Here is an 18,906-nt window from a genome sequence, read left to right as displayed (position 1 = left end):
CAGCTGGTCCAGACCAATTGACGCTGCTTCAGAGAATAGGTCCGGTATGCCCACTCGCTCCTCCGCCCTGCTCGCCGCCGCCACCGTCGCCGCGCTGCTCGTCGCCCCCGTCACCGCCAACGCCGCCGGGACCCAGCACGGTCCCCAGCTCAAGGGTCAGCGCGTCGGCTACTTCACCCAGTGGGGCGCCGACAGCTCCGCGAAGCGGGTGCAGGAGTCCGGCCAGGCCGGGAAGCTCACCGTCATCAACTACGCCTTCGGCAACGTCTCGGCGGACGGCACCTGTTTCGAGACCAACGACGCCGGCCAGGGCGACGCCTACAACGACTACCAGCGCGCCTTCTCCGCCGCCGACTCGGTGGACGGCGTGGCCGACGCCCCCGACCAGAAGCTCAAGGGCCACTTCAACCAGCTGCGCAAGCTGAAGGCCGTCAACCCGCAGCTCAGGGCCGTGATCTCGCTGGGCGGCTGGAGCTGGTCCAAGTACTTCTCGGACGCGGCCGCCACCGACGAGGCGCGCAGGAAGTTCGTCTCCTCCTGCATCGACCTCTACCTCAAGGGCGACGTGCCGCAGCTCGCCGGCTCCCCGGAGGGCGGCAAGGGCGTGGCCGCCGGGGTGTTCGACGGCATCGACGTCGACTGGGAGTACCCGGGCGGCGGCGGTGACGCCGGCAACGTCGTCCGCCCCGAGGACGGCCGCAACTTCACCCTGCTGATGGCCGAGTTCCGCAAGCAGCTGGACGAACTCGGCGGCAAGCGCGGCCCGCACGCCACGAGCGACGCCACGAGCGACGGCACGAGCGACGGCACGAGCGACGGCACGAGCGACGGCACGAGCGACGGCACGAGCGAAGGCAAGGGCAGGGGCAAGGGCAAGCACTACCTGCTGACCGCCGCCGTCGCCGCCAACGAGACCGTGGCGGACCGGCTGGAGCTGCCCGAGCTCGCGCGGACCGTCGACTGGCTCAACCTGATGACCTACGACCTGCACGGTCCGTGGGAGGGCAAGGGCCCGGCCAACCACCACGCCAACCTCTACTCCGACCCGACCGACTCGGACGCACGGCAGCGCAGCGCGGACAAGGCCGTCGACCACTACGCCCAGCGCGGCCTGCCCTCCCGGCAGACCGTCCTCGGCACCCCGTTCTACGGCCACGGCTGGACGGGCGTGCCGGCCGGCGCCCGCCACGGCCTCTACCAGAAGGCCACCGGCACCGTGCCGGACCGCTCCTACAAGGAGATCAACGCCCTGCCCGGCACCACCTACGTGGACCGCGACCACGGCGCGTCCTGGCGGTACGACGGCTCCACCTTCTACAGCTACGACTCGGCCGAGGTGCTCACCGCGAAGGCCCGGTACGCGCGATGGAACGACCTGGCCGGTGTGATGGTCTGGTCGCTGGACGGCGACGACGCCCGGGGCAGCGGGATCGCCGCCCTGGACCGCGGGCTGCGGGGCAACTGACCGCCGGAGTGCGAACGGGCTGGGCCCGCCCCGACATCCGTCGGGGCGGGCCCAGCCCGTTCAGCACGTCCGGCCCCTCGGGTGCCGGTACGGGAGCGGTCCTCAGGCCCGGTCGCAGGCCTGCGCCCGCAGCGCCCGGGCCAGGTCGTCCCGGCGCTCCAGCACCAGCCGACGCAGCGCGGGCGCCGCGTCGGGGTGGCCGGCGAGCCAGCCGTCCGCCTCGGCCAGCGTCGCCTCGCTCACCTGGGCCTGGGGGAAGAACCCGCCGACGATCCGCATGGCGATCTCGATGGTCCGGTCGGCCCAGATCCGCTCCAGCAGCTTGAAGTAGGGCGCCGCGTAGAGCGAGGTCAGGTCGCGGTGCCCGGGCAGCGCGAAGCCGGCGATGTTGGCCTCGACCAGGGCGTTGGGCAGCTCGTCCGAGTCGATCACGGCGGACCAGGCGGCTGCCTTGGCCTCCGGGGTCGGCCGGGCGGCCAGGCACTGGGTGTGCTGGCGCCGGCCGCTGGCGGTGTTGTCGGTGGCGAGCTCCTCGGCGAGTTCCTCGTCGGAGGCCTGGCCGGCCGCCGCGAGCGCCAGCCAGAGCGCCCAGCGCAGCTCCTGGTCGACCTCCAGCCCGTCGATCCGGGCGGTGCCGGCCAGCAGGCCGCGGACCAGGCCCAGGTGCTCGGAGCCGTTGGCGGTCTGGGCCAGGAACCGGGCCCAGGCCAGCTGGTGGTCGCTGCCGGGGGCGGCGGCGCGCAGTTCGCGGAGCGCGCCGTCGGCGAGGAGGCGGCCGCCCTCGCCGCGCCAGGCCGGGTCGGCGTACAGGTCGACGGCGCTCTTGGCCTGGCTGTGCAGCGACTGCAGGACGCCGATGTTGGCCTCCTGGCCGGCGAACCGCAGGACGAGCGCGATGTAGTCGCGGGCCGGCATCAGGGCGTCGCGGGTGAGGTTCCAGACGGCGGACCAGGCGAGCGCGCGGGCCAGGTCGTCCTCGATGTCACCGAGGCCGGCGCGCAGCGTCTCCAGCGATTCGGCGTCGAAGCGGATCTTGCAGTACGTGAGGTCGTCGTCGTTGAGCAGGACGAGCGCGGGCCGGGCCAGGCCGGTGGCCTCGGCCACGACGGTGCGGGCCTCGGTGACGTCGAGCTCGATCCGCCGGGTGCGGACGAGGGCGCCGTCGGCGTCCCGGTCGTAGAGGCCGACCGCGATGCGGTGCGGGCGGAGCACCTCGCCGTCCTGGTGGATGGCGAGTTCGGTGATCCGGCCCTCGGCGTCGACGGTGACCTCGGGGGTGAGCGCGTTGACGCCCGCGGTCTGCAGCCAGGCGGCGGCCCAGGACTTGAGGTCGCGGCCGCTGGTCTCCTCCAGGATGTCCAGCAGGTCGCCGAGTTCGGTGTTGCCGAAGGCGTGCCGCTTGAAGTAGCGCCGGGCGCCCTCGAAGAACGCCTCCGAACCGGCGTACGCCACCAGCTGCTTGAGCACCGAGGCGCCCTTCGCGTAGGTGATGCCGTCGAAGTTGAGCTTGGCGTCCTCCAGGTCGCGGATGTCCGCGGTGATCGGGTGGGTGGTGGGGAACTGGTCCTGTCGGTAGGCCCACGCCTTGCGCTGGTTGGCGAAGGTGACCCACGCACCCGAGTAGCGGGTCCGCGCGCCGACCAGGCCGTACGAGCCCATGAAGTCGGCGAAGGACTCCTTCAGCCAGAGGTCGTCCCACCAGCGCATGGTGACCAGGTCGCCGAACCACATGTGGGCCATCTCGTGCAGGATCACGTTGGCCCGGCCCTCGTAGGCGGCGTCGGTGACCCTCGAACGGAAGACGAACTCCTCGCGGAAGGTGACGCAGCCGGGGTTCTCCATCGCGCCGATGTTGTACTCGGGGACGAAGGCCTGGTCGTATTTGCCGAAGGGGTACGGGTAGTCGAACTGCTCGTGGAAGAAGTCGAGGCCGAGCTTGGTGACGCCGAGGATCTCGTCGGCGTCGAAGGAGGGGGCGAGCGAGCGGCGGCACATCGCCGAGAGTGGGATCTCCAGCACGGTGCCGTCGGCGAGGGTGCGGCTGTAGTGGTCGCGGGCGACGTGGTACGGACCGGCGACCACGGCGGTGAGGTAGGTGGAGATCGGCCGGGTCGGCGCGAACTCCCAGGTGCGCGCGGCACCGTCCTCGGTGACGTTCTCGTGCGGCGCGTTGGACCAGACGTTCCAGGCGGCCGGCGCGGTCACGGTGAAGGTGAACGGCGCCTTCAGGTCGGGCTGCTCGAAGGTCGCGAAGACCCGGCGGGCGTCGGCCGGCTCGTAGTGGGTGTAGAGGTAGGTCTCGCCGTCGACCGGGTCGGTGAACCGGTGCAGGCCCTCGCCGGTGCGGCTGTAGGCGCAGTCGGCGTCGACGACGAGGACGTTCTCCGCGGCGAGGCCGTCGAGGTGCACCCGGGCGCCGTCGAAGGCGGTGGCGGGGTCGAGGGCGCGGCCGTTGAGGGTGACGGCGCGGACGCCTGCGGCGAGCAGGTCGAGGAAGGTCGACGCCCCCGGCTCGGTGCAGCGGAAGGCGACGGTGGTGGTGGACCGGAAGGTCGCGGCCGCGGGGTCGGTGGCCGAGGTCACGTCCAGCCGGACCCGGTACGCGTCCACGCCCAGGATGCTGGCCCGCTGCTGGGCTTCGTCGCGGCTCAGGTTCTTGCCCGGCACGGCGGTACTCCTTTGTCCGGCTCGCACGGTGGTGCGGTCTTCGGCGGTGCGGTTGGTGCGGCGCTGTGGTGTCGCGGGGGCATCCTTTCACGCCCCTCACGTCGGTACCATTGCACAACTCGGGGCGGCGGCCCGGAATCAGCGGTGTCGGGCGGGCGTTGGCGCTGGGTGGGATGCCCCGTGCGGGCCCGCACCACCGACTTCCGGATCTCTCTCGAAGGACGACAGCCGTGACGACTGCCGCTGAGCGCAAGACCGCCGACTTCTGGTTCGACCCGGCCTGTCCGTGGGCCTGGATGACGTCCCGCTGGCTGATCGAGGTGCAGCAGCTCCGCCCGGTGGACGTGAACTGGCACGTGATGAGCCTGTCGGTGCTGAACGAGCACCGCGACCTGCCGGAGAAGTACCGGGAGCTGCTGGACAACGCGTGGGGCGCGGTACGGGTCTGCATCGCCGCCGCGCAGCAGCACGGCGACGAGGTGCTGGGCCGGCTCTACACCGAGCTGGGCACCCGTTTCCACAACCAGGGCCTGCCGCAGAACCGGGAGACCGTCGAGGCGGCGCTGGTCGCGGCGGGTCTGCCGGTCGAGCTGGCGGACGCGGCGGAGACCGACGCGTACGACGAGGCCCTGCGCGCCTCGCACAAGGAGGGCATCACGCTGGTCGGCGAGGACGTCGGCACCCCGGTGATCGCGGTCGAGGGCGCCGACGGCGAGCGGGTGGCGTTCTTCGGCCCGGTGGTCACCCCGATACCGCGCGGCGAGGCGGCGGCGCGGCTCTGGGACGGCACCCTGCTGGTCGCCGGCACCCCGGGCTTCTACGAGATCAAGCGGACCCGTACGGCCAGCCCGTCCTTCGAGTAGGCCGCACCCGCGTACGACGAGGGCCCGGAACCGCGTTCGCGGCGGTTCCGGGCCCTCTCCGTGTCCTGCGGCCGGGTCGGCCCCGCGGTCAGCCGCGGGCGGCGTCCCGGCGCTGCTTGAGCAGGCCCGCCCCGCTGAGCAGCGCGACCAGCACACCGGCCGCGTACAGCTGCTGGCGGTTGCCCTCGGTGGTGGTCATCAGGGCGAGGATGCCGACCACGGCGGCCATCGCCACCCAGGTCAGGTACGGGAAGCCCCACATCTTCACGGTGAGCAGCTCGGGCGACTCGCGCTCCAGCCGGCGGCGCATCCGCAGCTGCACGAGGCAGATGAAGAGCCAGACCACCAGGATGGCGACGCCGGTGGTGTTCATCAGCCAGGTGAAGACGGTGTCCGGCCAGAACTTGGAGGCCAGTACGGCGCCGAAGCCGAACAGGCAGGAGGCGATCACGGCCAGGCGCGGCACTCCGCCGCTGACCTTGGCCAGCGCCTTCGGGCCCTGACCGCGGGCGACCAGCGAGTAGGCCATCCGGGAGGAGCCGTAGATGTTGGCGTTCATCGCGGAGAGCAGGGCGATCAGCACCACGATCTCCATGATCGTCCCGGCGCCGGGCACGCTCAGGTGTTGCAGCACGGTGACGTAGGGGCCGTTCTCGACGACCGACGGGTCCTTCCACGACACCAGGGTCACGACCAGCGCCATCGAGCCGATGTAGAAGATCGCGATCCGCCAGACCGCGGTGCGCACCGCGTTGGCGACGTTCTTCCGGGGGTCCTCGGACTCGGCCGCCGCGATGGTGACGGTCTCCAGACCGCCGTAGGCGAAGACGGAGGCGAGCAGGCCGACGATCAGGCCGTCGATCCCGTTGGGCAGGAAGCCGCCCTGGCCGGTGAGGTTGGCGGTGCCGGGGGCGCCGGGGCCGAGCACGCCGGCGATGCCGAGCCCGCCGAGCACCAGGAAGGCGAGGATCGCGGCGACCTTGACGGCGGCGAACCAGAACTCGAACTCGCCGAAGTTCTTCACCGCGGTGAGGTTGCTGGCGCAGAAGAAGACCATGAACAGGGCGACCCAGACCCAGGCGGAGACACCGGGGATCCAGCCGTTGACGATGCGCCCGGCGGCGGTGGCCTCGGCGGCGACGCCGCAGCAGAGCATCACCCAGTACATCCAGCCGGCGGTGATCCCGGCCCAGGGGCCGATCTCCTTCTCGGCGTGCACCGAGAAGGAGCCGGAGGCCGGGCGGGCGGCCGACATCTCGCCGAGCATCCGCATGATCAGCATGACCAGCAGGCCGGAGAGGACGAAGGCCAGGATGATCGCCGGACCGGCCGCCGCGATTCCCGCGCCGGAGCCGACGAAGAGGCCGGCGCCGATGACCCCGCCGAGCGCGATCATCGAGAGGTGGCGCTGCTTGAGCCCGTGGGAGAGCTGCTGGCCGCCGGCCGGGGGAGCGGGCGTGGTCCCGGGCGCCGGGGGCGCGGAGGTACGGGCCATGGGGAAGGGATCCAGACTGTTCGACATGCGGTGCGAGTTGCCCAATATCCGGTGACAAGGCTGTCCATGCCAAGGATGCCCCGATCCGGACCAGTATGCGGACCGGATCGTGACGCAGACCTTCGCCGTCCGTCACGTTCCGTCGCTCCCGGAGGCCGGACCCGACAAGGCGGGTGGCCGGGGCTTTGTCCGGATCCCTGACGGTGCCGGGCGTGATCGACGCGTAGGTTCACAGGTGTTCACTCACCTGAACGGACGAACCGAGGAGACAAGCCCGATGGCCACCGCCAGCACCCCGACCGCCGGTACCCCCACCCTGAACCGTGCCGTCCTCGCCGATCTGCTGCCCGCCGCGGGCACCCGGCTCGGCACCCAGGCGCGCGACCTGGCCCTGGTGGCCGGCGGCGCCGCGCTCACCGGACTGGCCGCCCAGCTGTCGGTGAACGTCGCAGGCTCCCCCGTGCCGGTCACCGGCCAGACCTTCGCCGCCCTGCTGGTCGGCACCGCGCTCGGCGCCCGGCGCGGCATCGCCTCGCTCGCCCTCTACCTGCTCGCCGGCATGGCGGGCCTGCCGTGGTTCGCGCAGACCGCCTCCGGCTGGTCGATCCCCTCGCTCGGCTACCCGATCGGCTTCGTGCTGGCCGCGGGCCTCGTCGGCGCGCTGGCCCGCCGCGGCGCCGACCGCTCCCCGCTGCGCACCGCGGCGGCGATGGTCCTCGGCAGCCTCGCGATCTACGCCGTCGGCGTCCCGTACCTGGCCTTCGCGCTGGACGTGTCGCTGGGCCGCGCCGCCGAGCTCGGCCTCTACCCCTACCTGGTCGGGGACGCCCTGAAGGCCGCGCTGGCGGCCGGCGCCCTCCCGCTGGCCTGGAAGCTGCTCGGCCGCCGGTAGGGGAACCGGGACGCCGGTCGGCGACCGCGTCGCCGGCGGGGATCCGACCGCCACCGGGAACCGACCGCCTTCGGAAGCCGACCCCCACCGGGAACCGGCAGCCACCGGGAACCGACCGCCTTCGGGAATCGACCTGCCGGTTCCGTCCGGCTCGTCCGGCCCCCTGCGGAGCCCGGGTCCACCCGCATGCCACACTCATGGGCATGCGCGTGTACCTGGGCTCCGACCATGCCGGATACGAACTCAAGAACCACCTCGTGGAGTGGCTGAAGGAGGCCGGCCACGAGCCGGTCGACTGCGGGCCGCACATCTACGACGCCCTTGACGACTACCCGCCGTTCTGCCTGCGCGCCGCCGAGCGCACGGCCTCCGACAAGGAGGCGCTGGGCATCGTGATCGGCGGCTCGGGCAACGGTGAGGCGATCGCCGCCAACAAGGTCAAGGGCGTCCGTGCGGCGCTGGCCTGGAGCGAGCAGACCGCCGCTCTCGGCCGCGAGCACAACAACGCCAACGTGATCTCCATCGGTGGCCGTATGCACACCCAGGAGGAGGCCACCCGGTTCGTCGAGGTCTTCCTCGGCACCCCGTACAGCGGCGACGAGCGGCACACCCGCCGGATCGACATGCTGAGCGTCTACGAGATCACCGGGGAGCTCCCGCCGATCCCGGCCCACCACCCGCAGCAGGAGGGCTGACCCTCCCGCCCGTCCCCCCGCAACCCTCCCGGCGACCGGCCGCGCCCCGCAGGCGCGGCCGGTCGCCGTACGTTCGGGACCCGCGAGCCCCTGTGTGATCGGCCACAGCACCCGCCCCGGTGCGCAGCGCGCCACAGTGCCCGCACGCGGGGCGCGTGCGCCGCGCGGGCGGTTCGTACGCCCAACCGGCGCACGCCTCCTGACGCACCGGTCGCCGCCCGCCGCAATCGGCCGAAACCCGCTGACGGGCCCGCGCCACGGCGAGGCCGCCCGCGTCCTGGCCGTCGACGCCGACCGCGACCGCTGGATATGGTCGGTCCCCATGGCTGGCAGACCGCCGGGCTCACCGCCCCAGACGACTGCGACGAGGCCCGGCGCCGCCACGGCGTCCGACCCCGTGACGGCCCGGTTGCGCAAGAGGCTCCGCCGGGTCCGCCGAAGGCTGCGCACAGCCGGGGTCGACTACTTCCGCGGCGGCGCCGCCGACTGGCCGGTGCTCTGCGCGCTCGCCCTGCTGGTGCCGCTGCTGATCCTGCTCAACATCTGGTGGCCCGCCTGGGCCCCGCCCACCGCCCTGGTGCTGCCGATCCTGGCCGCCGCCCTGCTGCTGCGCCCCGGCTCCCTGGTGGTGCTCTACGCGCTGGCCGCCCTGGGCCTCTCCGCCGAGTCGGTGATCCACACCGGGCAGCGGGTGGCCAGTGACAACCCCGAGGCCTACACCTACGGGGTCACCCCCGGCGCCGCCCTGGTGGTCGGCGCGGCCGGGGTCGGCGGTCTGCTGCTGGCCCAGTTCCGCAGCCGGGTGGGCGTGCCCTGGTGGGGCGGCTCGACCATGCTCTTCGACCTGCGCGAGCGGCTCCGGGTGCAGAGCCGGGTGCCCCGGCTGCCGGACGGCTGGCACGCCGACATGGCGCTGCGCCCGGCCGGCGGGCAGTCCTTCTCGGGCGACTTCGTGGTCGCCGACCGGACCGGCCCGGGCCGGCGGGTGCTGGAGGTCGTCCTCGCGGACGTCTCCGGCAAGGGCATGGACGCCGGCTCCCGGGCGCTGCTGCTCTCCGGCGCCTTCGGCGGGCTGCTCGGCTCCCTGCCCGCGCACGACTTCCTGCCCGCCGCCAACGGCTACCTGCTCCGGCAGTCCTGGGAGGAGGGCTTCGCCACCGCCGTCCACCTGGTGCTGGACCTGGACAGCGGGGAGTACGAGCTGCTCTCGGCCGGACACCTGCCGGGGATGCAGCGGCTGGCCGGCGCCGGCCGCTGGGACCTCAAGGAGGCCGCGGACGGCCCGGCGCTCGGCATCTACGACGGCGCGAAGTTCGAGGGCGTGCGCGGGAGGCTGAACCGCGGCGACGTCCTGATGCTCTGCACCGACGGCATGGTCGAGGCGCCCGGCCGGGACCTCTCCGAGGGCATGGACCGGCTGATGGGCGAGGCGGACCGGCTGGTGCCGGGCAGCGGTCCGGGCACGGGCGGCGGAGCGGCCGCCCGGCTGATCGAGACGGTCGCCCGGGACATCAACGACGACCGTGCGGTGCTGCTGCTCTGGCGCGACTGACGGCCCGTCGCCCGGCTCCGGTCGAGGTCGCGGGCACCGTCGTGCGGAGGCACATGCCAACGGCAGCTGCTGTCAAGCCTGGGAGCTGATCTTCGGCCAATTCCGGTGCCCCGGCGGCAGAGCGGACCAGCGGGTTCCGGTCCGGCCCCCCGGACGTTTCCCGGCCGCTCAGCGGTGCCCCGCCGATGATTCGTCAGAACGTCTCGACTATCGTCTCGGTCGGCGGAAACTCGTCTCGCATCGCAGGATATCGGCGTTCGGCTGACAGTCAGACCTTTACGCAATCGGCACGGTCGACCACACTGAGTCCGGGCGGGACTGTTCAGGATTCGGGGGATGGGGGGCGTCACATGCGGCACGACGGGCACCGTGCGGCCGTACCGGGCTCCTCCTCCGGCCTCGACGTGCCGGGCGATCTGCCGTTCCGCCTCGGGACCGTCGGACAGGCCGGGGTCCGGCTTCGCAGGGGCTGTCAGCCGGTGGCACCCCGATACGAATCGAGGAAGTGAGTCCGGGTGGCACTCTCCGTCTCCGCTCTGGTCCTGTTCGGCATCGTCTGCTTCATCTTCATCCGCAACAAGCAGCTGAAGACTGGGCACTTCATCCTGGCCGCGCTGTTCGGGTTCATGCTCAACCAGAGCACGGCCGCCAAGCCGATCCAGGACTTCCTGGCGCAGGTCGCCAAGTCCATCTCCAACATCGCCAGCTGACCCGGGTCGGCCGACACAGGCCGATCCGACGCGGCCGGTCCGACGCATGCCCCTGGCGGCGTCCGGGCCCGGACGCGAGCCGGTGGGCCGAGGAGCGGCCGTCCGTCAGCGGCCGGCGCGTCTCGCCTGCCGCCATCGGGCGAACAGGCCCTGCGGGCGCGCCGCCGCCACGGCCGCCGGCCGGGCCGCCGCGACCTCGCCGGCACCGGCCGGCGCGGCCGTCGGCACCGCCGTGCCCTGGGCCGTCAGCACCGCGAACAGTCGCGCCCAGCAGAGCCGTTCGCCGCGCGGCCAGTCCAGCGCGCGCAGCGCCGCCGATGCCGCCTCGGAGACCTCTCCGTCGACCCGGACCTCGGCGACGTCGTCCCCCGCCTTGCCGCCCAGGAACAGCTTGACCCCGTGCGGCCCCCGTCCGCCCCGCCCGTCCGGTCCGCCCAGCGCGGGCAGCAGGGCGGGCGCCAGCGCCGGCAGGACCCGGTGCTCGGCCAGCCAGCCGGCCAGCCGCTCGTTGCCGAACCCGAACACCGCCGCCGGTCCCTGGACGGCGTGCCAGCCGGGCAGCTCGGGATGGTCGGCGTGGTCGCCGTGCCTGCCGCCGCCCTCCCGCAGCTCGACCAGGGCCGAGGCGGTCGTGGTCGCCCACATCCGCACCGCGCTGTCGAGCTTCTCCTCCTCGGTCTTGCCGAGACCGGCCGTGCAGTCCCAGACCACCGGCGCGTCGGCCCGGCCGAGTTCCAGCACGTAGCCGAGGTCGACATGGCCGGCGCCCTCGCCGCCCGGGTGCTCGCGGACGGCGACCGCGGTCGTCCCCGGGCCGCGCACCACCTCGCCGTCGACGGTGAACTGCTGCCCGAGGCGCCCCATCTCCCGGACCACGGATCGCTGTATGACGGCCAGTCGGTCCTGAGGGCGCACGGGGACTCCTCCACTCTCGGGCTCCGAACGTCGCGAACCTCCGTCGAACTGCTTTCGAACGCCGCCGAGGCTATCGGCCCGGAGGCTCCCCGGGAAACCGCACCGCGGCCGCCGCCGGCCCGGGGCCGAGCCCTCACGAGGCGCGCTCCGGTCGCAGAAATGCCCCCTATGCACCATTTTGGGTAGCGGAAACCATCGGCCCCGCCGGGAGAACCCGCATGCCCCGCACCGAACTGACGCCGCCTCCTGTCCTGTTCGCCCCGGACCGGCCGACCCCGGGCGGCTCCGGCCTGGTCGCCGAGATCGAGGCGTACCTGGCCACGCTGCCCGCCCCCGCGCGCACGCCGGTCCCGTACGTCTGCCCGCTCGGCTCCGCGCTCCGCCCCTGGTACGCGGGGCACCGGGTGCCCCGGGCCACCCTGCTGGACCGGGCGCTCCGCCGCCCGCCCCGCCCCGCGCCGGTGACCGCCGCCGAGCACCTCGGCCTCGCCTCCCGGTACATCGCCGCCCACGGCTGGCTCCAGGGCGCGATGTGGGACGCGGACGGCCGGGTCTGCCTGCTCGGCGCGCAGGCCGCCGTCCTGGCCCACGGCTTCGGCACCCCGGCGACGGTCCGCACCGCCCGGGTCCAGTTGATGGAGGTCCTGCACGCCACCGGTCGTCCGGTGAACTCCCCGGACGAGTACAACGACCGGCCCGCCACCCGGCAGTCCGACGTCCACCGGCTGCTCGACCGGGCCGCCGCCCGGGCGGCCCGGCTGGGCCTCTGACCCGCGGTCGGGAGGGGGGAGGGCCCGCAGGCGGGGCCCGCCGGGGTACGCGAACGGCCCCGGAACGATGCGGGGCATCACTCCGGGGCCGGACTTCTGAGCGGGCGACGAGAATCGAACTCGCGTGACTAGTTTGGAAGACTAGGGCTCTACCATTGAGCTACGCCCGCGCGATCCCCCGGCCGTTGCCGGACGGAAGGTCGGGAACAGCGTACCTGGTTCGGTCGGCTGCGTGCACACCACATTCGTTTCGGGGGCTCGGAATATCTCGCCGAACCGGCAGGGCACGGCGTGTACGCTTCCTCTCGGCACCACGGGGTGTGGCGCAGTTTGGTAGCGCGTCCGCTTTGGGAGCGGAAGGCCGTCGGTTCGAATCCGGTCACCCCGACAGTGCGCAGGGTCTCGTCGTCGACGAGGCCCTGTTGTCGTTTCCGGGTCCCGTCCGGCATCGTGGGTGGTTGATTTTTCATTTATCCAGGAGCCCTCGATGCGCAGCCCGACACGGACGAACCCGGCGCGGATGAATCCCAAGATCGCGGTCGGCGTCGTCTTCGTCGCCGCGCTGTTCATGTCGATCATGGACACCACGATCGTCAACGTGGCCCTGCCCGCGATCGGCCGCGAGTTCGGCACCGATCCGGCCGGAGTCGGCGTGATCAACGTCGGCTACCTGGTCAGCCTGGCCGTCTTCGTCCCGCTCTCCGGCTGGCTCGGCGACCGGTACGGCACCCGCCGGGTCTTCCTCCTCTCGCTGGCCCTGTTCACCGTCGCCTCGCTGCTCTGCGGTGCGGCCGGCTCGATGACCTCGCTCACCCTGTACCGGGTCCTCCAGGGCGCGGCCGGCGGGCTGCTCACCCCGGTCGGGATGACCATGCTCTTCCGGGCCTTCCCCCAGGAGGAGCGGATGCGCGCCACCCGGGTGCTGATGCTGCCGACCGCCGTCGCCCCCGCCGCCGGGCCGGTGCTCGGCGGCTGGCTGGTGGACGGCTGGTCCTGGCACTGGGTCTTCATCGTCAACGTGCCGGTCGGCCTCGCCGCCCTCGTCTTCGGCGTGCTCTTCCTGCCCGACTACCGCGCCGAGCGGGTCGGCCGGTTCGACGCGGCCGGCTTCCTGCTCTCCGCCGTCGGCTTCGGCGCCACGATGTACGCGCTCTCCGAGGGCGCGTCGGAGGGCTGGGGGAGCGCACGGATCCTCGTCTCGGCGCTCGGCGGGCTGTTCGCGCTCGTCGCCCTGGTCGTGGTCGAGCTGCGCCGCCCCGAGCCGATGCTCGACCTGCGGCTCTTCCGGGACCGGATCTTCCGCACCACCAACCTGCTCTCGCTCTTCTCCGGCGCGGCCTTCCTCGGCATGCTCTACCTCTTCCCGCTGCTCATGCAGGACGCGCTCGGCATGGACGCCCTGCACAGCGGTCTGATGGTGTTCCCGGAAGCGCTCGGTGTGATGCTCGCCTCCCAGGTGGCGGGCCGGCTCTACCCGCGGTTCGGCCCGCGCCGGCTCCTCGTCGCGGGCGCCGCCGTGGTGTCCGGCTGCCTCGCCCTGATGGCCGCGATCGGGCCGGAGAGCAACCTCTGGGCCGTCCGCGTGCTGCTCTTCGTCACCGGTTTCGCGATGGCGCACGTCTTCATGCCCTCGCAGACCGCCGCGTTCTCCACCGTCGCCCCGGCCGACACCGGCGCCGCCTCCACCCTCTACAACGCCCAGCGGCAGCTGGGATCGGCGCTCGGTGTCGCCGTCCTCGGCACCGTCCTCACCGCCGTCGGACCGTTCGCCGTGAACGCCTCGGGTACGCCCGTGGCGAACCTCGTCGCCTACCGCGCGGCCTTCCTCACCGCCGCCGGGCTGGCCCTGCTGGCAGCCCTGATCGCCTTGCTGGTGCGGGACTCCGACGCTGCGGCGACCATGCGCCCGGCCCCCGGCCGGGAGGGTGCGGGTCCCGCCCGGGAACCCGCCCCGGAGCCCGTCGGCAGGGCCTGAGCGGCCCCCGACGGCGTCGCCCTGGCGTCCGCCTTTCGTGGTACCGGTAGGATGGGGCGCTGGCGGTAGTCCCTGCGGCGTCCACCCAGGTCAACCGCATGAGGGCGAGGAGTCACGCTCACCGTCCACCCCCCACGGGAGATGCAGCTCCAACCGCCCATCGCCCGTCTCGCCCGATCCGTCCGCTTACCGGCCCCAGGCCGGTGGCCGGGGAGGGCGGAGACAACCTGACCGCAAGCCCATAGGAGACCCAACCGTGAAGAGCGCCGTCGAGACTCTGAACCCGACCCGGGTTCGACTCACCGTCGAGGTGCCCTTCGAGGAGCTCAAGCCCAGCCTCGACGCGGCGTACAAGAAGATCAACCAGCAGGTCTCGGTCCCGGGCTTCCGCAAGGGCAAGATCCCGAACCGTGTCATCGACCAGCGCTTCGGCCGTGGTGCCGTGCTGGAAGAGGCCGTCAACGACGCCCTGCCGCGCTTCTACACGCAGGCCGTCGACGAGGGCAAGATCGAGGTCCTCGGCCAGCCCGACATCACCAACATCGAGGGTGTCGAGAAGATCGCCGACGGCGGTGACCTGAAGTTCACCGCAGAGGTGGACATCCGCCCGGAGATCACCCTTCCGGACTTCTCGACCATCGAGGTCACCGTCGACCCGATCGCGGTCACCGACGAGGACATCGACAAGTCCCTGGAGCAGCTGCGCGAGCGCTTCTCCTCGGTCAAGGACGTCGAGCGCGCCGCGGCCGACGGCGACACCGTGGTCGTCGACCTGGAGGCCAAGGTCGACGGCGAGGTGCCCGACGACGGCACCGCCGCCGGCGTGAGCTACGAGATCGGCTCGGGCCGTCTGATCGACGGCATCGACGAGGCCGTCATCGGCCTGGAGGCCGGTGGCACCGCCACCTTCTCCACCGAGCTCAAGGGTGGCACCCAGGCGGGCAAGACCTCCGAGGTCACCGTCACCGTCACCGCCGTCCAGGAGAAGGAGCTGCCGGAGCTGGACGACGAGTTCGCCCAGCTGGCCAGCGAGTTCGACACCCTGGAGGACCTGCGTGGCGACTCCCGCAAGCGCCTGGAGCGCATGAAGGAGTACGACCAGGCCACCCAGGCCCAGGAGAAGGTGCTGGACGCGCTGCTCGGCCTGGTCGAGATCGAGTTCCCGGAGAAGCTCCTCAAGGACGAGATCGAGACCCGCAAGCACAACCTGGAGCACCACCAGCTGGAGCCGATGGGCCTCGACCTCAAGACCTACCTGGAGACCCAGGGCAAGTCGGAGGAGGAGTACCTCGGTGAGCTGGAGGAGCAGGCGAAGAAGGGCATCAAGACCCAGTTCGTCCTGGACCAGATCGTCGCCGACGAGGAGCTCAACGTCTCCCAGGAGGAGCTGACCGAGCACCTCATCCGCCGTGCCGCCGGTTCGGGCCTGACCCCGGACCAGTTCGCGCAGCAGGTCGTCCAGGGTGGCCAGGTGCCGCTGCTGGTCGGCGAGGTCGCCCGCGGCAAGGCGCTGGCCACGGTGGTCGAGGCCGCCAAGGTCGTCGACACCGAGGGCAACGAGATCAACTTCGACGACGACGAGACCGACGAGTCGGCTCAGACCGTCGAGGCCCCGGCCGCCGAGGCCGAGGCCGAGGAGAAGACCGAGGCCTGACCTCCCCGGTCGCCCTGAGGCGCGACAGCGGGCCCGGACGCCGTACGGCGTCCGGGCCCGCTGTGTTCCCGGCCGCGCCCGCGGCGTTCCGTGCCGCGTTCCCGGTGCCGCCGGGCCCGTCGGGCGTGAACCCTGCGCTCACAGCGAACAGTTCTGCGTGAGGGATTCAGTGGCCCGGCCTGCGCGTTAGGGTCCATGGACAGCAACAATCACGACGTGATACCCGGAAGCTGTGCGACACCGTGACGGTCGCGGAGCGACCGTCCAAATCGACTGAGCAGGTGGCTAAGTGACGTACCCGCAGATGCAGATGCCCGGCCCGATGGCGCCGCACGCCGCCTCTGGTGACGTGCTGGGCGGCCTCGGCGACCAGGTCTACAACCGGCTGCTCAACGAGCGGATCATCTTCCTCGGCCAGCAGGTCGACGACGACATCGCCAACAAGATCACCGCCCAGCTCCTGCTGCTGGCCGCGGACCCGGACAAGGACATCTTCCTCTACATCAACTCCCCGGGCGGCTCGATCTCGGCCGGCATGGCGATCTACGACACCATGCAGTACATCAAGAACGACGTCGTCACCATCGCGATGGGCATGGCCGCCTCGATGGGCCAGTTCCTGCTGACCGCGGGTGCCAAGGGCAAGCGCTTCTCGCTGCCCAACGCCAACATCCTGATGCACCAGCCCTCCGCCGGCCTCGGCGGTTCGGCCACCGACATCCGCATCCAGGCCGAGCAGCTGCTCCGCACCAAGAAGCGGATGTCCGAGCTGATCGCCTTCCACAGCGGCCAGTCCTTCGAGCAGATCACCTCGGACTCCGACCGTGACCGCTGGTTCACCCCGGAGGAGGCCCTGGAGTACGGGCTGATCGACGCGATCATGCACAGCGCCGCGGACGTCCCCGGCGGCGGCGGCACGGGCGCCTGAGCCTGGCCCACGAGACCACAGCCACAACGCTCCGGAGGACAAGAACCCCCATGAACATCCCCAGCCTCTCCAGTGCCAAGGCGCGCGTCGAGGACATGCGAGCCGAGGGCCGCTACATCGTCCCGCGGTTCGTCGAGCGCACCTCGCAGGGCATCCGCGAGTACGACCCGTACGCCAAGCTGTTCGAGGAGCGCATCATCTTCCTCGGCTCGCAGGTGGACGACGTGTCGGCCAACGACATCATGGCGCAGCTGCTCTGCCTGGAGTCGATGGACCCGGACCGCGAGATCCAGATGTACATCAACTCGCCCGGCGGCTCGTTCACGGCCCTGACGGCCATCTACGACACCATGCAGTACGTCAAGCCGGACATCACCACCGTCTGCATGGGCCAGGCGGCCTCGGCGGCGGCCGTCCTGCTGGCGGCCGGCACCCCCGGCAAGCGCATGGCGCTCCCGAACGCCCGCATCCTGATCCACCAGCCGTACACGGAGACCGGCCGCGGCCAGGTGTCCGACCTGGAGATCCAGGCCCGGGAGATCTTCCGGATGCGCGAGCAGCTGGAGGAGATGCTGTCGAAGCACTCCAACAAGTCGGTGGAGCAGGTCCGCGACGACATCGAGCGCGACAAGATCCTGACCGCCGAGGAGGCCGTCGAGTACGGTCTGATCGACCTGGTCATCTCCACCCGCAAGGCCTCGCTGACCTCCTGAGGCCGGCAAGGGTCCCGCTCACCCGGCACCGGGCGGGCGGGACCGCGAGGACGGAGCTCCTGGGCGGGGCGTGCGGCAGGTCCGCGCGCCCCGCCCCGGCACACCGGCGGCTCCCGCAACGGCATCTGTTCGGTATCAATTCGCCCAGGGCGTAGGGCAGACCCGGCGAAGAGGACGGAATCAGCGGCTCGGCAGAGTACCGTCGGATAGCGAGACCGATTCGCCGTCGGCGTCGACGGTCCACAGCACCAGGCCCCGGAACCCCCGCGGGGCCCCTGGCGAAGGGGAAGCACCTCGTGGCACGCATCGGAGACGGTGGCGACCTGCTCAAGTGCTCGTTCTGCGGCAAGTCGCAGAAGCAGGTGAAGAAGCTGATCGCCGGCCCAGGCGTGTACATCTGCGACGAGTGCATCGACTTGTGCAACGAGATCATCGAGGAGGAGCTCGCCGAGACCTCCGAGGTGCGCTTCGAGGAACTGCCGAAGCCACGCGAGATCTACGAGTTCCTGGACCAGTACGTGGTCGGCCAGGACCTCGCCAAGAAGGCGCTGTCGGTGGCCGTCTACAACCACTACAAGCGGGTCCAGGCGGGTGAGGCCGGCCGCAGCGGCGGCAACGGCCGCGAGGACGCCATCGAGCTGGCCAAGTCCAACATCCTGCTGCTCGGGCCGACCGGCTCCGGCAAGACGCTGCTGGCGCAGACCCTGGCCCGGATGCTGAACGTGCCGTTCGCGATCGCCGACGCCACCGCGCTGACCGAGGCCGGGTACGTCGGCGAGGACGTCGAGAACATCCTGCTGAAGCTGATCCAGGCGGCGGACTACGACGTCAAGAAGGCCGAGACCGGGATCATCTACATCGACGAGATCGACAAGGTCGCCCGAAAGAGCGAGAACCCGTCGATCACCCGTGACGTCTCCGGCGAGGGCGTGCAGCAGGCGCTGCTGAAGATCCTGGAGGGCACCACCGCCTCGGTGCCGCCGCAGGGGGGCCGCAAGCACCCGCACCAGGAGTTCATCCAGATCGACACCACCAACGTGCTGTTCATCGTGGGTGGCGCGTTCGCCGGCCTGGAGCGGATCATCGAGGGCCGGGCGGGTGCCAAGGGCATCGGCTTCGGCGCCACCATCCGCTCCAAGCGCGAGGTGGACTCCAGCGACCACTTCCGTCAGGTGATGCCGGAGGACCTGGTCAAGTTCGGCATGATCCCCGAGTTCATCGGCCGCCTCCCGGTGATCACCAGCGTGCACAACCTGGACCGCGAGGCGCTCCTGCAGATCCTCACCGAGCCGAAGAACGCGCTGGTCAAGCAGTACCGGAAGCTCTTCGAACTGGACGGCGTGGAGCTGGAGTTCTCCCGGGACGCGCTGGAGGCGATCGCCGACCAGGCGATCCTGCGCGGCACCGGCGCGCGCGGTCTGCGGGCCATCATGGAGGAGGTGCTGATGTCCGTGATGTACGAGGTCCCCTCGCGTCAGGACGTCGCCCGTGTGGTGGTGACCGGGGACGTCGTCTCCAAGCACGCCATCCCCACCCTGGTGCCGCGCGACATGATCAAGCGGGAGCGGCGCGACAAGAGCGCCTGACCTGCCGCACGTCGTCGGCCGGGGCC

Annotated in this window: 15 protein-coding genes and 2 tRNA genes; 13 read left to right on the top strand and 4 right to left on the bottom strand. The window is 71.7% G+C overall.

The window, feature by feature from the left end; all coding sequences use genetic code 11:
• The first annotated feature begins 46 nt into the window (after window positions 1-46).
• Entirely contained in the window at window positions 47-1,465 is a 1,419-nt protein-coding gene (locus ABZY91_RS12020) for a glycoside hydrolase family 18 protein (protein ID WP_355401754.1), read from the top strand.
• A gap of 102 nt (window positions 1,466-1,567) precedes the next feature.
• Here the strand turns inward: ABZY91_RS12020 and pepN are convergent, their stop codons facing one another.
• Window positions 1,568-4,132, bottom strand: a complete 2,565-nt coding sequence (gene pepN, locus ABZY91_RS12015; RefSeq protein WP_355401752.1) for an aminopeptidase N — start codon at window positions 4,130-4,132, stop codon at window positions 1,568-1,570.
• Between the two features lie 230 nt (window positions 4,133-4,362).
• Between pepN and ABZY91_RS12010 the strand changes: the two genes are divergently transcribed.
• On the top strand, window positions 4,363-4,995 hold the full coding sequence (locus ABZY91_RS12010) for a DsbA family protein (protein WP_355401750.1): 633 nt from the start codon (window positions 4,363-4,365) through the stop codon (window positions 4,993-4,995).
• Between the two features lie 88 nt (window positions 4,996-5,083).
• On the opposite strand, the gene ABZY91_RS12005 is transcribed toward ABZY91_RS12010, so the two are convergent.
• Window positions 5,084-6,391, bottom strand: coding sequence for an amino acid permease (locus ABZY91_RS12005; RefSeq protein WP_329885198.1), 1,308 nt, complete (start codon window positions 6,389-6,391; stop codon window positions 5,084-5,086).
• 376 nt (window positions 6,392-6,767) lie between these two features.
• Here ABZY91_RS12005 and ABZY91_RS12000 point away from each other — a divergent pair, with 376 nt between their 5' ends.
• The 4 genes from ABZY91_RS12000 (at window position 6,768) to ABZY91_RS11985 (ending at window position 10,339) form a co-directional block, all read left to right on the top strand.
• On the top strand, window positions 6,768-7,382 hold the full coding sequence (locus tag ABZY91_RS12000; protein ID WP_329951465.1) for a biotin transporter BioY: 615 nt from the start codon (window positions 6,768-6,770) through the stop codon (window positions 7,380-7,382).
• A gap of 203 nt (window positions 7,383-7,585) precedes the next feature.
• Window positions 7,586-8,077 (top strand): ribose-5-phosphate isomerase, encoded by a 492-nt coding sequence (locus ABZY91_RS11995; RefSeq protein ID WP_329885115.1) that lies wholly within the window; start codon window positions 7,586-7,588, stop codon window positions 8,075-8,077.
• A gap of 322 nt (window positions 8,078-8,399) precedes the next feature.
• On the top strand, window positions 8,400-9,629 hold the full coding sequence (locus ABZY91_RS11990; RefSeq protein WP_355401748.1) for a PP2C family protein-serine/threonine phosphatase: 1,230 nt from the start codon (window positions 8,400-8,402) through the stop codon (window positions 9,627-9,629).
• A gap of 515 nt (window positions 9,630-10,144) precedes the next feature.
• Complete coding sequence (locus tag ABZY91_RS11985; protein ID WP_329885117.1) at window positions 10,145-10,339, top strand: hypothetical protein; 195 nt, start codon at window positions 10,145-10,147, stop codon at window positions 10,337-10,339.
• Between the two features lie 105 nt (window positions 10,340-10,444).
• Here the strand turns inward: ABZY91_RS11985 and ABZY91_RS11980 are convergent, their stop codons facing one another.
• Window positions 10,445-11,254: a DUF6348 family protein gene (locus ABZY91_RS11980; protein ID WP_355401746.1), complete on the bottom strand. Its 810-nt coding sequence runs from the start codon at window positions 11,252-11,254 to the stop codon at window positions 10,445-10,447.
• A 218-nt stretch (window positions 11,255-11,472) separates the two neighbouring features.
• On the opposite strand from ABZY91_RS11980, the gene ABZY91_RS11975 reads away from it, so the two are divergent.
• The gene (locus ABZY91_RS11975; protein ID WP_329951467.1) at window positions 11,473-12,024 is read left to right on the top strand and encodes a hypothetical protein; all 552 of its coding nucleotides are present in this window, start codon (window positions 11,473-11,475) and stop codon (window positions 12,022-12,024) included.
• A gap of 99 nt (window positions 12,025-12,123) precedes the next feature.
• Here the strand turns inward: ABZY91_RS11975 and ABZY91_RS11970 are convergent.
• Window positions 12,124-12,194 (bottom strand) — tRNA-Gly (locus tag ABZY91_RS11970).
• A 144-nt stretch (window positions 12,195-12,338) separates the two neighbouring features.
• Here ABZY91_RS11970 and ABZY91_RS11965 point away from each other — a divergent pair.
• From ABZY91_RS11965 to clpX, 6 genes are all read left to right on the top strand, one after another.
• A tRNA-Pro gene (locus ABZY91_RS11965) sits at window positions 12,339-12,412 on the top strand.
• A gap of 99 nt (window positions 12,413-12,511) precedes the next feature.
• A complete protein-coding gene (locus ABZY91_RS11960) occupies window positions 12,512-13,999 on the top strand; it encodes an MDR family MFS transporter (protein ID WP_329951468.1) in 1,488 nt (495 codons plus the stop codon).
• A 256-nt stretch (window positions 14,000-14,255) separates the two neighbouring features.
• Window positions 14,256-15,653 (top strand): trigger factor, encoded by a 1,398-nt coding sequence (tig, locus tag ABZY91_RS11955; RefSeq protein WP_329885121.1) that lies wholly within the window; start codon window positions 14,256-14,258, stop codon window positions 15,651-15,653.
• 322 nt (window positions 15,654-15,975) lie between these two features.
• Window positions 15,976-16,581 carry an ATP-dependent Clp protease proteolytic subunit gene (locus tag ABZY91_RS11950; protein ID WP_327683831.1) on the top strand — a complete coding sequence of 202 codons (606 nt, stop codon included), beginning with the start codon at window positions 15,976-15,978 and terminating at the stop codon, window positions 16,579-16,581.
• Window positions 16,582-16,631: 50 nt separating this feature from the next.
• Window positions 16,632-17,294: an ATP-dependent Clp protease proteolytic subunit gene (locus tag ABZY91_RS11945; protein WP_329885122.1), complete on the top strand. Its 663-nt coding sequence runs from the start codon at window positions 16,632-16,634 to the stop codon at window positions 17,292-17,294.
• A gap of 296 nt (window positions 17,295-17,590) precedes the next feature.
• Entirely contained in the window at window positions 17,591-18,880 is a 1,290-nt protein-coding gene (gene clpX, locus ABZY91_RS11940) for an ATP-dependent Clp protease ATP-binding subunit ClpX (RefSeq protein WP_329885123.1), read from the top strand.
• Window positions 18,881-18,906 lie beyond the last annotated feature (26 nt).

Origin of the sequence: Kitasatospora sp. NPDC002965 (genome assembly GCF_040611255.1) — a bacterium.
Lineage (GTDB): Bacteria > Actinomycetota > Actinomycetes > Streptomycetales > Streptomycetaceae > Kitasatospora.
Note: the sequence above shows the minus strand (reverse complement) of the source record. Positions and strands in the feature narration are given on the sequence as shown.